16 protein-coding genes are annotated in these 16,923 nt (G+C 58.5%); 3 read left to right on the plus strand and 13 right to left on the minus strand.

Annotated elements, in window-relative coordinates; genetic code table 11:
* Nucleotides 1-71 precede the first annotated feature (71 nt).
* The 11 genes from ACFOTD_RS13950 to ACFOTD_RS14000 form a co-directional block, all read right to left on the minus strand.
* Nucleotides 72-1,028 carry an ABC transporter ATP-binding protein gene (locus ACFOTD_RS13950; RefSeq protein ID WP_378119684.1) on the minus strand — a complete coding sequence of 319 codons (957 nt, stop codon included), beginning with the start codon at nucleotides 1,026-1,028 and terminating at the stop codon, nucleotides 72-74.
* Entirely contained in the window at nucleotides 1,021-2,052 is a 1,032-nt protein-coding gene (locus ACFOTD_RS13955) for an ABC transporter ATP-binding protein (protein ID WP_378119685.1), read from the minus strand. Before ACFOTD_RS13955 ends, ACFOTD_RS13950 begins: the two co-directional genes overlap by 8 nt.
* A 13-nt stretch (nucleotides 2,053-2,065) precedes the next feature.
* A complete protein-coding gene (locus ACFOTD_RS13960) occupies nucleotides 2,066-2,980 on the minus strand; it encodes an ABC transporter permease (protein ID WP_378119687.1) in 915 nt (304 codons plus the stop codon).
* A gap of 3 nt (nucleotides 2,981-2,983) precedes the next feature.
* A complete protein-coding gene (locus ACFOTD_RS13965) occupies nucleotides 2,984-3,913 on the minus strand; it encodes an ABC transporter permease (RefSeq protein ID WP_378119689.1) in 930 nt (309 codons plus the stop codon).
* 130 nt (nucleotides 3,914-4,043) lie between these two features.
* The gene (locus ACFOTD_RS13970) at nucleotides 4,044-5,738 is read right to left on the minus strand and encodes a peptide ABC transporter substrate-binding protein (protein ID WP_378119691.1); all 1,695 of its coding nucleotides are present in this window, start codon (nucleotides 5,736-5,738) and stop codon (nucleotides 4,044-4,046) included.
* Nucleotides 5,739-6,063: 325 nt separating this feature from the next.
* Nucleotides 6,064-7,518 (minus strand): nicotinate phosphoribosyltransferase, encoded by a 1,455-nt coding sequence (locus ACFOTD_RS13975; protein ID WP_378119693.1) that lies wholly within the window; start codon nucleotides 7,516-7,518, stop codon nucleotides 6,064-6,066.
* Between the two features lie 200 nt (nucleotides 7,519-7,718).
* Nucleotides 7,719-7,919, minus strand: coding sequence for a hypothetical protein (locus ACFOTD_RS13980; RefSeq protein WP_378119694.1), 201 nt, complete (start codon nucleotides 7,917-7,919; stop codon nucleotides 7,719-7,721).
* Between the two features lie 33 nt (nucleotides 7,920-7,952).
* Nucleotides 7,953-8,552 carry a GTPase gene (locus ACFOTD_RS13985; RefSeq protein ID WP_378119696.1) on the minus strand — a complete coding sequence of 200 codons (600 nt, stop codon included), beginning with the start codon at nucleotides 8,550-8,552 and terminating at the stop codon, nucleotides 7,953-7,955.
* On the minus strand, nucleotides 8,549-9,592 hold the full coding sequence (locus tag ACFOTD_RS13990) for a GTPase (RefSeq protein WP_378119698.1): 1,044 nt from the start codon (nucleotides 9,590-9,592) through the stop codon (nucleotides 8,549-8,551). The genes ACFOTD_RS13985 and ACFOTD_RS13990 overlap by 4 nt, the downstream gene beginning before the upstream one ends.
* A 25-nt stretch (nucleotides 9,593-9,617) precedes the next feature.
* Nucleotides 9,618-10,424, minus strand: coding sequence for an adenosylmethionine decarboxylase (gene speD, locus ACFOTD_RS13995; RefSeq protein WP_378119700.1), 807 nt, complete (start codon nucleotides 10,422-10,424; stop codon nucleotides 9,618-9,620).
* A gap of 186 nt (nucleotides 10,425-10,610) precedes the next feature.
* Entirely contained in the window at nucleotides 10,611-10,907 is a 297-nt protein-coding gene (locus ACFOTD_RS14000; RefSeq protein WP_378119702.1) for a late competence development ComFB family protein, read from the minus strand.
* Between the two features lie 161 nt (nucleotides 10,908-11,068).
* Here ACFOTD_RS14000 and ACFOTD_RS14005 point away from each other — a divergent pair, with 161 nt between their 5' ends.
* On the plus strand, nucleotides 11,069-11,281 hold the full coding sequence (locus ACFOTD_RS14005; protein ID WP_378119704.1) for a hypothetical protein: 213 nt from the start codon (nucleotides 11,069-11,071) through the stop codon (nucleotides 11,279-11,281).
* Between the two features lie 228 nt (nucleotides 11,282-11,509).
* Here ACFOTD_RS14005 and ACFOTD_RS14010 read toward each other — a convergent pair whose 3' ends face one another.
* Nucleotides 11,510-12,325, minus strand: coding sequence for a hypothetical protein (locus ACFOTD_RS14010; protein WP_378119706.1), 816 nt, complete (start codon nucleotides 12,323-12,325; stop codon nucleotides 11,510-11,512).
* A gap of 527 nt (nucleotides 12,326-12,852) precedes the next feature.
* Here ACFOTD_RS14010 and ACFOTD_RS14015 point away from each other — a divergent pair.
* A complete protein-coding gene (locus ACFOTD_RS14015; RefSeq protein WP_378119707.1) occupies nucleotides 12,853-14,223 on the plus strand; it encodes an FAD-dependent oxidoreductase in 1,371 nt (456 codons plus the stop codon).
* Nucleotides 14,224-14,313: 90 nt separating this feature from the next.
* Here ACFOTD_RS14015 and ACFOTD_RS14020 read toward each other — a convergent pair whose 3' ends face one another.
* Nucleotides 14,314-15,816 (minus strand): L-arabinose isomerase family protein, encoded by a 1,503-nt coding sequence (locus ACFOTD_RS14020; protein WP_378119709.1) that lies wholly within the window; start codon nucleotides 15,814-15,816, stop codon nucleotides 14,314-14,316.
* Between the two features lie 111 nt (nucleotides 15,817-15,927).
* Between ACFOTD_RS14020 and ACFOTD_RS14025 the strand changes: the two genes are divergently transcribed.
* Nucleotides 15,928-16,815 carry a helix-turn-helix domain-containing protein gene (locus tag ACFOTD_RS14025; RefSeq protein WP_378119711.1) on the plus strand — a complete coding sequence of 296 codons (888 nt, stop codon included), beginning with the start codon at nucleotides 15,928-15,930 and terminating at the stop codon, nucleotides 16,813-16,815.
* The last annotated feature ends 108 nt before the right edge of the window (nucleotides 16,816-16,923 follow it).

Genomic DNA, 16,923 nt, shown 5'->3' on the forward strand with positions numbered 1-16,923 from the left:
GGGTTCCGAAGGTTGCCCAACAAAAAAAACGCGCCGGAGGCGTATCCTCCGGCGCGGGTCATGCGATTACTTTAATAGAGATGGCAGGCTACGTAGTGTCCTGGCTTGGCTTCTTTGAACTCGGGCATCGTCCGGGCGCAGACGTCCATCGCGTGCGGGCAGCGCGTGCGGAACGGGCAGCCGCTCGGCGGATTCAGCGGGCTTGGAATCTCGCCCTTCAGGATGATGCGCTCGCGCGACTTTTGCTGCTCGGGATCGGGCAGCGGGATCGCGGACAGCAGCGACTGGGTGTACGGGTGCAGCGGGTTTTCGTTGAGTTCGTCGGATTCGGCGACCTCGACCAGCTTGCCCAGATACATGACGCCGATGCGGTCCGAGATGTGCTTGACCATCGCCAGGTCATGCGCGATGAACAGATAGGTCAGGTCGCGCTCGCGTTGGAGCTTCTTGAACAGGTTGACGACCTGCGCCTGCACCGATACGTCGAGCGCGGAGATCGGCTCGTCCGCCACGATGAATTTCGGCTCGATCGCGAGCGCGCGCGCGATGCCGATCCGCTGGCGCTGGCCGCCGGAAAATTCGTGCGGGAACCGGTTTGCATGCTCTTCGTTCAGGCCGACGGCGTCCAGCAGCTCGGCGACGCGTTCCGTGCGCTTGCGGCCGGAGGCCAGCCCGTGAATCTCGAGGCCTTCGCCGATGATCTTGCCGACCGTCATCCGAGGATTAAGCGATGCATACGGGTCCTGGAACACCATTTGCATTTCCTTGGTGAACTTGATCCGCTCCGACTTCGTAAGCTTGCTCACGTCGCGGCCGTCGAACTTGATGCTGCCGGACGTCGGTTCGTACAGCTGCATGATCGTGCGGCCGGCGGTCGACTTGCCGCAGCCGGACTCGCCGACCAGGCCGAACGTCTCGCCGCGCTCCACGTTGAAGTTCAAGCCGTCGACGGCCTTCAACACGCGGCCGCCGGACAGATTAAAATGCTTGCGCAGATCCGTCAGTTCCAGAATAGGCGCATTAGACATTTGCGGCACCCCCTGTCTCGATCGGCCTTTCTACCTTGGGGGCGTCCGGATCGTTCAGCCAGCACTTGGCCGTATGAGCCGGTCCGTCGATCTCGAATAGCGGCGGATCGTTCTCCATGCACACCTTCATGGCATACGGACAGCGTGCCGCGAACGCGCAGCCCTTCGGAGGCGCGTACAGGTCCGGCGGCGTGCCCGGAATGGACGACAGCTCGCTCTTCTTGTCGGAGTCGAGACGCGGCACAGATTGCAGCAGTCCCCAGGTATAAGGATGACGAGGATTATAAAAGATATCGTGCAAGCTGCCCTGTTCGGCAACCTGTCCCGCGTACATGACGATGACGCGCTGCGCAAGTTCGGCAACGACGCCGAGATCGTGCGTGATCAAAATGATAGACGTACCGGTCTTCTCCTGCACGTCGCGCATGACGTCCATAATCTGCGCCTGGATCGTCACGTCGAGCGCCGTCGTCGGCTCGTCGGCGATCAGCAGCTTCGGATGGCAGGCCAGCGCGATCGCGATCATGACGCGCTGGCGCATGCCGCCGGACAGCTCATGCGGATATTGATGAATGCGGCCTTCCGGATTCGACATGCCGACGAGCTTGAGCAGCTCGACGGCGCGGGCGAGCGCCGCGCTTTTCGACAGCTTCTCGTGCTTGCGAATGCCCTCGGCGATTTGCATGCCGACGGTCATCGTCGGATTCAGCGACGTCATCGGATCCTGAAAGATCATGCCCATCTCCGCGCCGCGAACCTTTCCCATCTGAGACTCGCTCAGCTTGGTGATGTCGGTCTTGCCTTCGTATACGATCGAACCTTCTTTAATATAGCTGGGAGGCGTCGGCGTCAGACGCATGATCGTCTGGGCCGTGACAGACTTGCCGCTGCCCGATTCTCCCACGATCGCGAGCACTTCGCCTTTATCTAATTTAAAGGAGACGCCGCGAACCGCTTGAACCTCGCCCGCATGCATCTTGAACGATACGCGCAGGTTGTTTACTTCCAATAGAGGCGTGCTCATCGGACTCTCCTCCTTATTTTCTCATCTTGGGATCGAGCGCGTCCCGCAGGCCGTCCCCGAGCAGGTTGAAGCTGAGCAAAATCATGCTGAATACGATCGTCGGGAACACGAGCCGGTGCGGGTGGTAGCGCATATATGCCGCGCCGTCGCTCAACAGGTTGCCCAGCGATGCCAGCGGCGGCTTGATGCCGAGGCCGATGAAGCTCAGGAAGGCTTCGGCGAAGATCGCCGTCGGCACGACGAACGTGATCTGCACGACGATGACGCCGAGCGCGTTCGGAATCAGATGCTTCAGAATGATGCGGAACGGCTTCGCGCCCAACGCTCTGGCGGCCAGCACGAACTCTTGCTCCTTGAGCACGAGCATCTGCCCGCGCACGAGCCTGGCCATCGAGACCCAGCCGGTGATCGCATAAGCCAGTATAATGGTCGACACGCCCGGCCCGAGTACCATCAACAGCAGGATGGAGAGCAGCAGGTACGGAATCGAGTAAATGACTTCGATGAAACGCTGCATGATATTGTCGACCTTGCCGCCAAAATAGGCGGAGATGCCGCCGTACAGGACGCCGATCACGAGGTCGAGCAATGCGGCCATAATGCCGATGAACAAGGAAATGCGGGCGCCCCACCAAACGCGCGTCCACAAATCGCGGCCGAAATCGTCCGTGCCGAAGTAGTGGGCGGCGGACGGACGAAGGTTGACGGCGCTGGCGTTTTGCGTCTCGTAGTCGTAGCCGCTGACGACAGGCACGATGAGGGCAAGCAGCGTGACGATGATCATGACGACAAGTCCGGCCATGGCCAGCTTGTTTTTCTTAAGGCGTCTCCAGGCATCCTGCCAATAACTGACGGAAGGGCGAAGAATCGCTTCTCTGTCGCCAGACTTGACCGCCGGCTCGAATTGGCTCTTGGCGATGTTGTCCATCCCTTATCTCCCCTTCCCTAACCGGATACGCGGATCGACCAAGCCGTAAGCGATATCCGTGATGAACATGACGAAGATCAGAATAGCCGCGTAAAAAATCGCGAGGCCGGCAATCATCGTGTAGTCCGTCGTCAGAATCGACTGCACGAACTGATGGCCGAGTCCCGGCACGGAAAAGATCGTCTCGACGACGAGCGTACCCGTGACGACGTTGGCCGCGATCGGACCAAGAATGGTGACGACCGGCAAAATCGCGTTGCGGATCATGTGATTCCAGACGATCGCATTGCCGCCGATGCCCTTGGACTTGGCGGTCTTGATATAATCCTGGCTCGCGACGTCGAGCATCGACGCCCGCATCATGCGGGCCAGAATCGCGATCGTGCCGAAAGAGAGCGCAAGCGCCGGCAGCACCCGGTGTTCCGGTCCCGTCCATAAGCCGGGAGGCAACCAGCCGAGTTTAACGCCGACAAAGTATGAGAGCAGCGGCCCGATGACGAACGAAGGAACGGAGATGCCGATGATCGCGATGAGCATCGCGGTATAGTCTCCGGCCTTGTTGTGCCTAAGCGCCGCGAAAATGCCAAGTAATAAGCCGATAATAACGGCAAAAATCAACGATTCGATCCCGAGCTCGAGCGATGCCGGGAAGTTATGCTTGATGATCTCGACGACTTCGCGCGTCGGGTATTGATAAGAGACGCCGAGGTCCCCTTGTACCACTTTCCCCATATACTTCAGGTATTGCTGCCAGACGGGTTTGTCCAGGCCATATTGCTCCCGCAAGATCTGCAGATTCTCGGGCGACAGCTTCGATGCGTTCTCGCCGAACGGATTGCCCGGCAGCAGCTTCATTAGAAAAAACGTGACTGTAACGACGACCCAAAGCGTAATAACCATATAAATAAATCTGCGCACGATGAACTTCAGCATGGAAAACCCTCCCTTCATTGGAATTTACGAGCGTCAAGCACATGAAGGAAGCCGTTCAAGAACGGCCTCCCTCATGGTTGGCGTTGACTGTACCTGGTGCGTTAGTCGTTAAGCAAGCTTGACGCTTGGATTATCCTTCGAAGTGAGCCCACTTCAGTTCGAAATCGGGACCGTAAGGCGGCAGGATCAGATCCTTCAGCTTCGGGTTGATGACGAACGGCGAGGAACGGAAGTACAGCGGCGTAACGGCAGCTTCGCTCAGCAGGATCTTCTCGGCTTGCGCCATTTCGTCGGCGCGCTTCGCGTTGTCGGTCTCGAGTTGAGCGGCCTTGATCAGCTTGTCGTACTCGGCGTTCGACCAGTCTTGCGTGTTGAACGAGCCGCCGGTCAGGAACATGTCGAGCCAGGTCATCGGATCGTTGTAATCTGCGCCCCACAGGGTGCTGACGATCTGGTAGTTCTTGGACAGCTCGCGATCCAGACGGTTCGCGTGCGGCAGCGGTTCGGTCGTTACGTCTACGCCCAGGTTCGTTTTCCATTGGGAAACGAGGTACTCGAGCAATTTCTTGCCGGTCTCCGTGTCGTCGCCCATGATGGACAGCTTAGGCAGCGTAGCGCCGGATTCTTGCAGGCCTTCGGCAAGCAGTTGCTTCGCCTTGGCAGCATCGAATGCCGCCTCGGTGTCGCCTACGACCGTACGGAAGTCCTGGCCGTTGCCGTCCTGGTTGCCGGCCGGTACGAAGCCGGTCGCAGGAACGGAGCCGTTTTTCAGAACGAGGTTAGCTACGCCTGCGCGGTCGATCGCCATCGTGAACGCTTGGCGTACCTTGGCGTTGGCAAAAGCGGGAACCTTCGTCCCTTGGAAGTTCAGGTAGCCCGTCACGAGCTCCTTCTTCATTTGCAAATCCGGCTTGCCGTCGTAAGCGAGCATTTGGTCGCCCTTGACATCGGCATAATCGGTCGCGCCGGTCTCGTACAGGTTAAGGCCGGTGGACGTATCCTTGACGATGTTCAGCGTGACCTTCGTCAGCTTAACGTTGGCCGCATCCCAATACTTGTCGTTCTTTTCAAGCACGAGCTGCTGCTCGTGGTCCCACTTGGTCAGCTTGAACGGACCTGCGCCGAGCACCTTGTCCGCATCCGCGCCGCTCTTTTCGCCTTGCGCGGAGACGAACTTCTCATTCTGCGGGTAGAAGTTGAGGAACGCCAGTTGCGCCGTAAAGAACGGAACCGGGTGGTCCAGCGTGATCTCCAGCGTCGTATCGTCCTTCGCGACGACGCCGAGCTTGTCCTGCGCAGCCTTGACGGCCGCGTCGTCCTTGGCGGTCAGCACATCGTTGCCGCCCTTGATCCAAGCGACCATGAACGCGTAAGTCGCCTTGGTCTTCGGGTCCAGCGTGCGCTTGAAGGAGTATACGAAATCCTTCGCGGTCAGCGGATCGCCGTTCGCCCAGACGAGGCCGGACTTCAGCTTGACCGTGTAGACCAGGCCGTCCGCGGAGACCGTCGGCATGCCGTCGGCAAGCGCAGGCTGCGGTTGCAAATCTTTATCCAAACGATACAGACCTTCGCTGATAGCGCCGAGAATCGTGAACGAGGCGGAGCTCTCCGCGATCGATACGTCAAGCGCCGGCGGATCCGCACGGTAGTTCATTACGAGTTCGGTCTTGCTGGAGGAGCTTGCTGGTGCGCTCGCGGACGAGCTTGCACCGGAGCTGGCGCTTGAACTGCTGCCTGCGTTGTTATTGTTGTTGCCGCAAGCAACCAACGAAGCGCCTAGCAGCGTCAACGTAAGAATACCTGACACAATCTTCCTTGTCTTCATGTACTGGCCTCCCCAGATTTTTGATCGAGCATAAATCGCATATACTTTTTCCAGTTTTCTAGCGGATGCTCTCTCTCCTAGGCGATTATAAAGCAAGATTCTGAAGAAATCTATGATATTTTGCACATTTTTTAATCAAACGTTGAAATAATTTTTACACGATTTAGCGTATAAAAGCGGCTGTTCTTTAACGCGTTTTCCCTTTACCGATGGAAAGTGTTAAATGAAAGCGAATTCTTTTATCACTTATCCACAATCCATAGATATCACAACCCATTACATGTCATCACCATGTCAGTTACCATTTAATGTTTGTAAATGGAAATTACAAATGGTCATTTTGTGTATGCCTTGCGATTAAATCCATCTTCAGCTTCCAAGCCTTTTCGCTCAAATTGACCCGATAAAGCTCAGGATTCAGCTTGCGCAAATACTGCGGCCAAAATTGACCGATCTGCTCGTCGTGGTATGCACGGACTTCTTCGAGCGAGGGAAGCGGTCCTGCCAGTTCGCCGTCTACGATGACCGGCTTCAGCAAGGGTACTGCGTCGTAACGTTCGATGTACTTGTGAATATACGGGTGCACCGGGTCGAACAGCTTGATCCGGCGGCCTTCGCGAATGTCTTCCTCGTCCTTGAGGGCGATATAATCTCCCTCCGCCTTGCCGGTGTCGCGGCCAATAATTCGGTATACATCCTTAAGGCCGGGTGTCGTCACCTTTTCCGGGTTGGCCGAGATCTTGATTACGGGTTCGTAAGCGCCGTCTCTCGAGATGGCGACCATCTTGTATACGCCGCCGAGCGAAGGCTGATCGGCGGCGGTGATCAGCTTCGTGCCGACGCCCCAAACGTCGATTTGCGCGCGTTGGCTTTTCAAATTGTCGATGATATGCTCGTCCAGATCGTTGGACGCGGTAATCTTGACGTAGGTGAGCCCTGCATCGTCAAGCATTTTTCTCGCCTGCTGCGAGAGATAGGCCAGATCGCCGCTGTCCAGCCGGATGCCCACCATCCGCTTGCCCGAGGCCTCGAGCATACGGCCGATCCGAATGGCGTTGGGCACGCCGCTGCGAAGCGTATCATACGTATCTACAAGCAGCGTCACCTGATCCGGCAGCGCCTCTGCGTATTTGCGGAATGCTTCCTCCTCGGTTCCGAACGCCTGAACCCAGGCATGCGCATGCGTACCCTTGGACGGAATTCCGAAGAGCATGCCGGCCCGCATGTTCGAGGTGGCATGGAAGCCCGCGACGTAGGCGGCGCGCGCTCCCCATACGGCCGCATCCGCTTCCTGCGCCCTGCGGGTGCCGAATTCCAGGAGCATATCGTCAGGAGCGACCTGCCGGATTCGCGAGGCCTTCGTTGCGATCAACGTCTGATAATTGAGGAAATTCAGCATGGCCGTCTCGATCAGATGCGCTTCGAAGAGGCGCGCTTCGACCCGGACGAGCGGCTCGTTAGGAAAAGCCAGCGTTCCCTCCGGCATCGCGTGCAGGCTGCCCGTGAAGCGGAAGGAACGTAGCGCTTCGAGAAAGCCGGGCGCATAGTTTTCCTCTTGCCGTCTCAGATAATCAAGCTCGCGGTCTCCGAATCGCAGCGCCTCGATATAACGGACGATCCGCTCGAGACCGGCGCAGACGGCGTAGCCGTTGCCGAACGGCAGCTTGCGGAAGTAAATCTCGAACACGGCCCGCTCGTTGAGCGTGCCTTGCACCCAGTGCGCGTACATCATATTAATCTGGTACTTGTCCGTGTGGAGGGTCAGATCGGCCATAGCCATCTATTTAGCTCCTTCCGTCAGAGGCGCATGCGGCAGGATCTGACCGCATCCCCTGTATTATGCATCCAGCGCGGTACGTTCATTCCCGGATCGCGTCTGCTTCTTGCGCATGCGCGCGAGGCAGACCGACCGCATTTGCGCTTGGCTGCAAGTCCATTCTCGAATTTAGAAGCAAGACCTGGACGGTTCGGCAGCAATTGTTACAATCGTACCCTTGCCCATGCGCCCTGAACCAAGGAAAGACTTTGAACAATAGGCCGCTTCTGCGCAAAACAAGAAAGAACCGCCAGGGAGTTCCCCCGACGGTTCCAAGCCTTGCATTCGTTTTGACGTTCTTCATGCGCGGCAGGTTTAAAGCCCCGTTCGAGCATACGCGGCAGCACGCCGATCAAATCATCCATCGTGATTGAATCTTCGTAGTTCCGTTTGGCTCCTCAAATGCCGGCATACTGCCGGATCTCGTCCAGACCCGCGCGGGTCCTGGCGCTGTACAACACCTTCGGCCCGGGAAATCGCTTCGCAAGCTCGCCGAGCAGCGGCTCCCGCTCCCCTTCCTCCAGGCTATCCGCAAAGCTGCGGATAAGCATCGTCCGCTCCGCGAGTCCGTTCCGCGCGATGCCGGCGAGCAGCCGGTCGTCCGCTGCGTGCAGCTTATCCTTAATAACGACCAGGAGCCGGTCGAAGGAGCGATACGGGAACAGACGAAAAAACGCCTCCGCCGGATGCGCGGCCGTGCCGTAGCCGGGCGAATCGACGAAGACGGCTTCCCCGCATGCATGGATCAGCGAGGCATTCGGATCGTGCGCCCAAGACGTCGCATCGGTCCGCTGGCCGACGACCGGCCGCGGCACGCAGCCGCGGTCCGTCAGCAGATCGAGCAGCGCCGACTTGCCGGCGCCCGGCTGCCCGATAATCGCGATCTTGCGCTTGCGCGGGATGACGGCAAGCTCCGAGGCGAGCCGCCTCAGGTTGCGCTCCAGCACCGTCGGCTCGGCGGCCGGTCCGGTTCCCGCGCGCCTAGCCTTCGCGCTCACGGCTGGCGCTCGATTCCGAGCTCGCGCTCCAGAATCCGCTCCGCCAGCTCGTGGCAGTCGTTCAGGTACGACTTGCCGGCGGCAAGCGTCATGCCGAAGCCGGCGGCTGCCGCGATCGCCTGGCCGACGATCGGCACGAAGCGCCCGACGGCCGTCGACGCGCTCTTGCCCGCAAACTTCTTGAGAAGCAGCATGATGCCTTCCTTGGTTCCGTAATCGAGCACCCGCTTGCCGAGCGGCAGCAGGGACGGGATCAGCTTGTTCACCTTCTCGTCGGTGAGTCCGTAGGAGGCCCGGATCTCGGCGAACATCTTGTACATGATGGACATGTCGACGCCGACGTTTATGCCGGGCACGGGGTTGAGACCGTTGGCGGCGGCGAGCCCCGCGTACTTGTACACGGACTTCTCGCACGCCTCCTTCTTCGCCTCGAGATGCGTGAGGCTAAACGCCTTGGCCGACCGCGCGTACTTCTCCTGCAGCGCGGGCTCGAGCGCCGCCTTGATCCCGTCCACCAGCTCGCTTAAGCCCTCGCGGGTCCGGCAGCTGACGAAGTACACGCGCTCGGGCGCGCCGATCTGGCGCGACACGTCGGCGACGATCTCCGCCTGCAGCTCCTCCGTCGTGCGGCCGTCCTCCCACAGATCGTCCAGCTTGTTGCGGACGAACAGGCAGATCCGCCCTTTCTCCCGCAGCTCCTTGAAGAAGGCCGTGTCCGCCTCGTGGAACTTGCCCGCGAATACGCAGAGGAACAAATCCAGCTCCTCGGGCCGGAACCGGTCCATCCATTCGTTCGGCGGAAACCGGGACGTTCCGTACCCCGGCAGATCGACAAGCAGCAGCTCCTCGTGGGCGATGATCTGCGCCTCCACCGTCGTGTCGGTCGTCACGCCCGTGCGCGCGACCGGCTGCCCGACGATCTGGTTGATGAGCGACGACTTGCCCGAGCCCGGCTGCCCGAACAGGGCGATCCGGAGCTTGGCGTTCTGCTCGTCCTCGATATCTTGCTTCAGCCTTGCCGCGTCCTCTCTAAGTCCCATCGCAGCTCCCCCTCGACGTTTGCGCCTAACGAATATTTTTACCGTAGAAAATCTCGTCCATCTCGATTTTAAGCCGCTCCGCGATCTCCTGCTGCTCGGCTTCGCTCAGCTTGTCCTTGGTGTAGCCGAACAGGTAGTTGTTGAGGTCGAACTCGCGCAGCTTGCACTTCGTATGGAAGATGTGCTCCTGGTACACATTGACATCTATCATATCATACGCTTCGATCACTGCATCGGGAATGTAATTCTGGATCGAATTGATATCGTGGTCGATGAACAGCTTGTATCCGTTAATATCCCGCGTGAACCCGCGCACCCGGTAGTCGATCGTCATAATGTCGGTGTCGAAGGAGTGAATGAGATAATTCAGCGCCTTGAGCGGAGAAATCTCGCCGCACGTCGAGACGTCGATGTCCGCGCGAAACGTGCTGATGCCCTCGCTCGGGTGATACTCCGGGTACGTGTGCACGGTAATATGGCTCTTGTCGAGCTGCAACGTGACATTGGCCGGCATCGGTCCCGGCGACTCCTCGTACGACTCCGTCGGCACCTCCACGATCGGCCCCTCCGACACGAGCAGCGTCACGCTCGCGCCTTGCGGCACGTAATCCTGCTTCGCCGTATTCAGGACATGGGCGCCGATAATCTCAGCCACCGCGTTCAGAATCTTGGTGAGCCGATCGGAGTTGTACTGCTCGTCGATGTAGGCGATGTACGCCTCCCGCTCTTCCTTGGTCTTGGTGTAGCAGATGTCGTACATATTGAAGCTCAGCGTCTTCGTCAGGTTATTGAACCCGTGAAGCGTGATGCGCTGTTCGTCGGTAAGCGCCATGTCGTCGGTCCCCTCGCTTCTGTTCGGATCGTCTCCTTATTATGGCTGAGGCCGTGAGCCCCAATCCTCCCATGTATTTACCCCGAATGCGGCAAACCGGAGCAGAAGCGCGGAAACGTAAGGTGACTTAAGGACAGGCTGCACAAAAAAGACCCGAGGACGGCGGGCCTTCGAGGCGGTTCGGGGCTATTCGGCGGGAGCGTGCTGCGGCTTGGACTCCACGATCTGCAGGGAACGCGTGAGCTCCTGCAAAATGTCCGATTGCATCTGGGGGTTCATATAAAGTGCCTTGATATAGGCTTGGCCGGCTTGCGTGGATGTGTACTGCGGCTTGAGATGGTTCAAGGTCAGTACGATGATGTCCGTCGTGCACTTGTCGCAGCCGCACTTCAGCGGATAGTTGGGCAAAATATGCTCCTCGAAAAAACTAACGACGATCGGTTCCATCGCGTTAAATACTGACGAAGCTCTCGCAAATTCCATCGCGTGTCAAACTCCCTGTTGCCGTTTTTCATCCAGCATATCACAGGGCCGAGCCCGCCGTCATTAGACCTAAGTGCCAATGTTTGTTGTCCGGGATCCCGTTAAGGCCGCCCTGCGATTGGGTAATGGAAACCAAGCGACTAATAAAGGAGTGCTGCCAGATGTCCGAATATAAAGATTATGCCGCTGAGCTGCCGCAGTTCGATCCGGGTACGCCGGAGATCACGCCTCCGACTTCCCCCGAGATCTCGCCGGTCGTGCCGAATCCTGAGATCGTGCAGAATCCGACGCCCGAGATCAAGCCGGACGACGTACCGCCGGACGTCAAGCCCGACGCGATACCGCCGGAAACGCCGCCCGAACAGCCGTTGTGACCGGGCGGTAACGGGTGGTAATAGGAAAAAAGCAAAAGACAGGAGCCGTTCCACGTGTCATGAATATGACCGTTGGAGCGGCTCCTTTTTAATTGGCTTAGGGGCTTAGATCGATACTTGGCCCATGCGCGGCGCGGCGGCGCGGGATGTGTCAACATGGATTGATACTTGGTCCGAGCACGGTGCGGCGGCGTGAGATAAGCAGGCGATGAGTGCGCCTACCAACGATTAGGCAATCGCCTGCTCTACGACAGGCGTTGAAGCCAGCCTGCCTGCGATTCGGGCAATCGCCTGCTCTACAGAAGGCGATGAGGTCAAACGCTCCGCGATTCGGGCAATCGCCTTCTCTACAGAAGGCGATAAGGTCAAACGCTCCGCGATTCGGGCAATCGCCTTCTCTACAGGAGGCGATGAAGCCAAACGTGCCGCCATTCGGGCAATCGCCTTCTCTACAGAAGGCGATGAAGCCAAACGTGCCGCCATTCGGGCAATCGCCTTCTCTACAGGAGGCGATGAAGCCAAACGTGCCGCCATTCGGGCAATCGCCTTCTCTACAGGAGGCGATGAAGCCAAACGTGCCGCCATTCGGGCAATCGCCTTCTCTACAGGAAGCGACGAGGCCAAACGCTCCGCGATTCGGGCAATCGCCTGCTCTACAGGAGGCGATGAGGCCAAACGTGCCGCCATTCGGGCAATCGCCTTCTCTACAGGAGGCGATGAGGCCAAACGCGCCGCCATTCGGGCAATCGCCTTCTCTACAGAAGGCGATGAAGCCAAACGTGCCGCCATTCGGGCAATCGCCTTCTCTACAGAAGGCGATGAAGCCAAACGTGCCGCCATTCGGGCAATCGCCTTCTCTACAGAAGGCGATGAGGTCAAACGCTCCGCGATTCGGGCAATCGCCTTCTCTACAGAAGGCGATGAAGCCAAACGTGCCACCATTCGGGCAATCGCCTTCTCTACAGGAGGCGATAAGGTCAAACGCTCCGCGATTCGGGCAATCGCCTTCTCTACAGGAGGCGATGAGGCCAAACTCGCCGCCATTCGGGCAATCGCCTTCTCTACAGAAGGCGATGAGGCCAAACGCGCCGCCATTCGGGCAATCGCCTGCTCTACAGCAGGCGTTGGGGCCAGCCGCACCGCGATTCGGGCGATCGCCTTCTCTACAGCTGGCGTTGGGCCAGCCGCACCGCGATTCGGGCGATCGCCTTCTCTACAGCTGGCGTTGGGCCAGCCGCGCCGCGATTCGAGCAATCTCCTATGGCGACTTGGTTCTGCGCTTGAACGGCACACGACGTCTTATGACAAAATAGGCGTATACGAAAAACGCCAGCACGCTCCTCTCCGCGTAAAAATACTTTGTGATTATTTTCACTTTATCTATTGCATTCCCGTTAAAGGTGGCGTATATTGGATTCAACAAGACATTGTGATTTAGATCACAAACTTATCGAGCGAAGATCTGCGGCGGCATGCGAACGAAATTCTACCATGCAGCGATGGATCTTCGCCCCCTTCAAGCAGAGTATGTGAATTATATCACAATACAAGAATCCGAGGAGGACTTCCTTATGAAAATCGTCGTTATTGGCTGCACCCATGCCGGCACCGCCGCCACCATCCAAATGGCCAAACGTTACCCTGACGCTAAGATTACCGTGTACGAACGCAATGATAATATTTCGTTTCTGTCGTGCGGGATCGCGCTTCATGTGGGCGGCGTCGTGCAAAATGCGGAGGAACTGTTCTATGCCCACCCCGACACGCTCGCAGATCTTGGCGTGAATACCCGGATGCGCCATGACGTGCTGGCCGTCGATACGGTATATAAGACGGTTACCGTCCGCAACCTGGAGACCGAAGAAGTGATCGTCGACAGCTACGACAAGCTGGTCGTCACGACGGGATCGTGGCCGATCGTGCCGCAGATGCCCGGCATGGATCTTGACCGCGTGCTACTCTGCAAAAACTACGCGCATGCGCAGACGATCATCGAAAAAGCGGCGACCGCCAACCGGATCACCGTTGTCGGCGCGGGCTATATCGGCGTCGAGCTGGTCGAGGCTTTCCATCAGCTGGGCAAGACCGTGACGCTCATCGACAATACGCCCCGCGTCATGTTCAAGTACCTCGACAAGGCGTTCACCGACGTCGTCGAAGCCGACATGCGCGAACGCGGCGTGCGTCTCGCGCTCGGTCAGTCGGTTACCGCGCTCGAGGGTCAGGACGGCAAGGTCGCTCGCGTAGTCACGACGGAAGGCGCGTACGATTCGGATCTCGTCATCCTCTGCATCGGGTTCCGTCCGAACACGGAGCTGCTCAAAGGCCAGGTCATGATGCTCCCGAACGGCGCGATCGTCGTCGACGAGTACATGCGCACGAGCTGCCCGGACGTGTACGCCGCAGGCGACAGCTGTGCGATCCGCTACAACCCGACGGGCAAGGAAGCCTATATCCCGCTGGCGACCAATGCCGTACGCATGGGGACGCTCGTCGCCATGAACATCATGGAGCCACGCGTGAAGTACATGGGTACGCAAGGGACTTCGGGCATCCGTGTATTCGATCTTAACATCGCTTCGACCGGCATGACCGAGCAGGCTGCGATCGATGCGGGCTTGAAGGTGCGGACGACGACGGTCAGCGACAACTACCGTCCGGAGTTCATGCCGACCTACGAGAAGGCGCTGGTCAAGCTCGTCTATGAAGAAGACGGCGGCCGTCTCCTCGGCGCGCAGGTGCTGTCGAAGGCGGATCTCACGCAATCGGCCAACACGCTGTCGGTGTGCATCCAGAACCGGATGACCGTACAAGAGCTGGGCTTCGTCGACTTCTTCTTCCAGCCGCACTACAACAAGCCCTGGAATCTACTGAACCAAGCCGGTCTGCAGGCTGCGGCCGAGCTGGAAACGGCGAATGCCGGTACGAAAGCAGGCGCATGAAAGGCGTGTAAGCGAAGCAGCGATTAGACGAATAAGGCGATGCGGAGCCCGCCAGGCTCATACGCATCGCCTTTTTTTCCGCAGATCGGCCTACAGCCTCACATGCTTGACCTGCAGCAATTGACCGACTTTTTCGAAAAGAGCGGCATTGTGTCCAACCGATAATGCGCAGTGATGCGTAGGCGCCTCGGCGAACCATCTCGTCATATAGTCATCCGGGTGCTCGCGGAAACGGACGGGCGTCTGCGTGTTGCCGATCCGCATGATCGGCCCGTCGGTCGATTCGCCTTCGCTGCTGATCAGCTTCAGCCTGCCGTCCCCCGTCTGCGTCACGTTCAGCGTCGTCACCGGCCCGGACGCGACCTTGGCTTCAACCGAGACGCCGGTGCCCTGCTTGCCATGGTATAGGCCCATCCCGCGCAGGATCGGCTTGCCCTCGGCAATCGCGATATGAAACGGGCCGTCATGACCGAGCAGGATCGTGCCGTCCACGTAGTCCGTAACGACAATCTCCGAAAAGCTGCCGCCGGTGCCGAGAATATCGCAGATTTTCATCGCCACGGCCGTTTTCAGATCGCCCTCGCCGGAGCACGGTATTCCTCGCGCCGTGAGCAGCGAATGACCGACGATGAACCCGCCCTGCAGCTTCTCGTAGGCACCGCCCGGCGCGCCATGATAATAATAGGAGAGTGCGTCCAGCTCATATTCCCGCACGAGCTTCTCCTGTGCCGCGGCCACCCGGCAAGACCATTCGAGCTGCTCCTCCGTCGGCTTTTTCGCGATCGGGTCGGAGGGCGAATCCCCGCTGATCTCGAACATCTCCCGCACTTCGTCAAGCTTGCGCCTGACGTCGTCTTGCGTAACCGATCGAAGCTGCCGGTCAAGGTCGCACATCTCCAGAACCTCGACATGCAGGCCTGTCTGCGCCTGGATCATCGTGAAGTCGCTGTACATATCAAGCATCCCGCTATACGTATTGCCCAGAAACCCGAAGCGGCTGTGCCGAAGCGTACGAGGCACGGCGGCCGCCTGTGTCCAAGCCCGGATCTCCCGCCATGCGCGTATCGCCTCTTCCCGCTCATGCGTAATCTCGTTCGTCAGTGAACCGGCAGGCGTTTCCTCCAGTCCGAGCAAGCCGTTGACCATGCGAAAAGGAATGCCTGCTCTGTTGAACGCGTTCGCGAACTCGGGGACCGGACACGCGCCGCAATGCGCCAGCCACTCGCCGGTCGTCGTCGCCTCGTAGTTGATGCGCTCGGTCGGCTGCAGGTTTAAAAACACGACGGGCGCTTTGTTAATCTGATGAACGGGGAGTACCGTCGAACTCGTCGAATACGTGGCCGCATGGCAGAACACCAGATCGACGTCCTGCGCGTTCAGCCACTCGCCGGCGCGGCGGCCTTCTCCTTCCGTATCGACCAGGCCGAAGTTGAACACGTCCGCCCATTCGGACAGCTTGCCTTCAATAAAATTACCGTAGCCCTCCAGACGCTCGCGCAGACCGGGAAATTGCTCCCAATACGCGCGCAGGCCGACGGAATAGAGCCCGATCCGCGCCTTTCGAATCGATTTGATCGGCTGCAGCAAAGACATGGCGATTCCTCCTTCTCTATCAATCCAAGCTTTATAACAAAATTGTAAACGGTTATAATCTTGAAAACATCGAAGGAAATTGCCCAAAAATCCTAGTTTCTTGCGGAGAGGATGAGCGAACTGCAGGCTTCTTATGTCAACGTCTCTCCCGCTTGGTCCACAGACTCCGTGCGGCTGATCGCAACGCCGTCGGATTTGGCCAAAAGCGCCTTTTACTTCGTTCAGGAGGTCGGGCATTTTCGCGCAAACGCGTCTTACTTTACGGAGCGCGAGGGGATCGATTCGTACTTGATCGTCTATACGGTATCGGGGTCCGGCAGGCTTGCCTATCGGGATCAATCGTACGCTTTGACAAGCGGACAAGCGTTTTTTATCGACTGCATGGACTATCAGCATTACGCAACAAGCGAAGACGCTACGTGGGAGCTGCTCTGGGTTCATCTGAACGGCAGCCAGGCCCGCCATTATTATGATGCCTTTTCGGGTTATACGTCAGCTCCCGTCATCGCGGCAGGAAGCGACTCCGTCCTTTCCGGACGCATTCGCGAGCTCATCGAGCTTCATCGCTTCCACTTTGCGCACACCGAGCTGCTGAGCGCCAAGTTGCTTACCGACATCCTGACGGAACTAGTCGTCCTGGCCTCGGGCAGCGGGCAGTCGCCCGTAGACGTACCGGTCTACGTCAAGCAAACCGTGCAAGCCATCGATTCGCGTTATAAGGAAAGACTGACGCTTGAGACGCTTGCGAACGAGCGCTCGGTCGGCAAGTTTAATCTATCCCGGGCCTTCAAGCGCTACATCGGACTCGGCCCCATCGAATACCTCATACAGGTGCGCATGAACCATGCGAAAGAATACTTAAAGTATGCGGACGTGCCGGTCGGAGAGATCGCGGAACGGGTCGGGATCGACAATGCCAGCCACTTCATCAACCTGTTCAAGAAACGGACCGGATTGACGCCGCTTGCCTACCGCAAGCAGTGGAAAAGCCGCCGCTGAAGCCGAAAAAAGCGAACATAAAAATGCCTGTCGATGGGGCTTCGATGGGGCTTCGATGGGGCTTCGATGGGGCTTCGATGGGCTGCTCAAATGGGCCAATCCGGTGAG

The organism is Cohnella sp. GCM10012308, from assembly GCF_042649185.1.
Taxonomy (GTDB): domain Bacteria; phylum Bacillota; class Bacilli; order Paenibacillales; family Paenibacillaceae; genus Cohnella.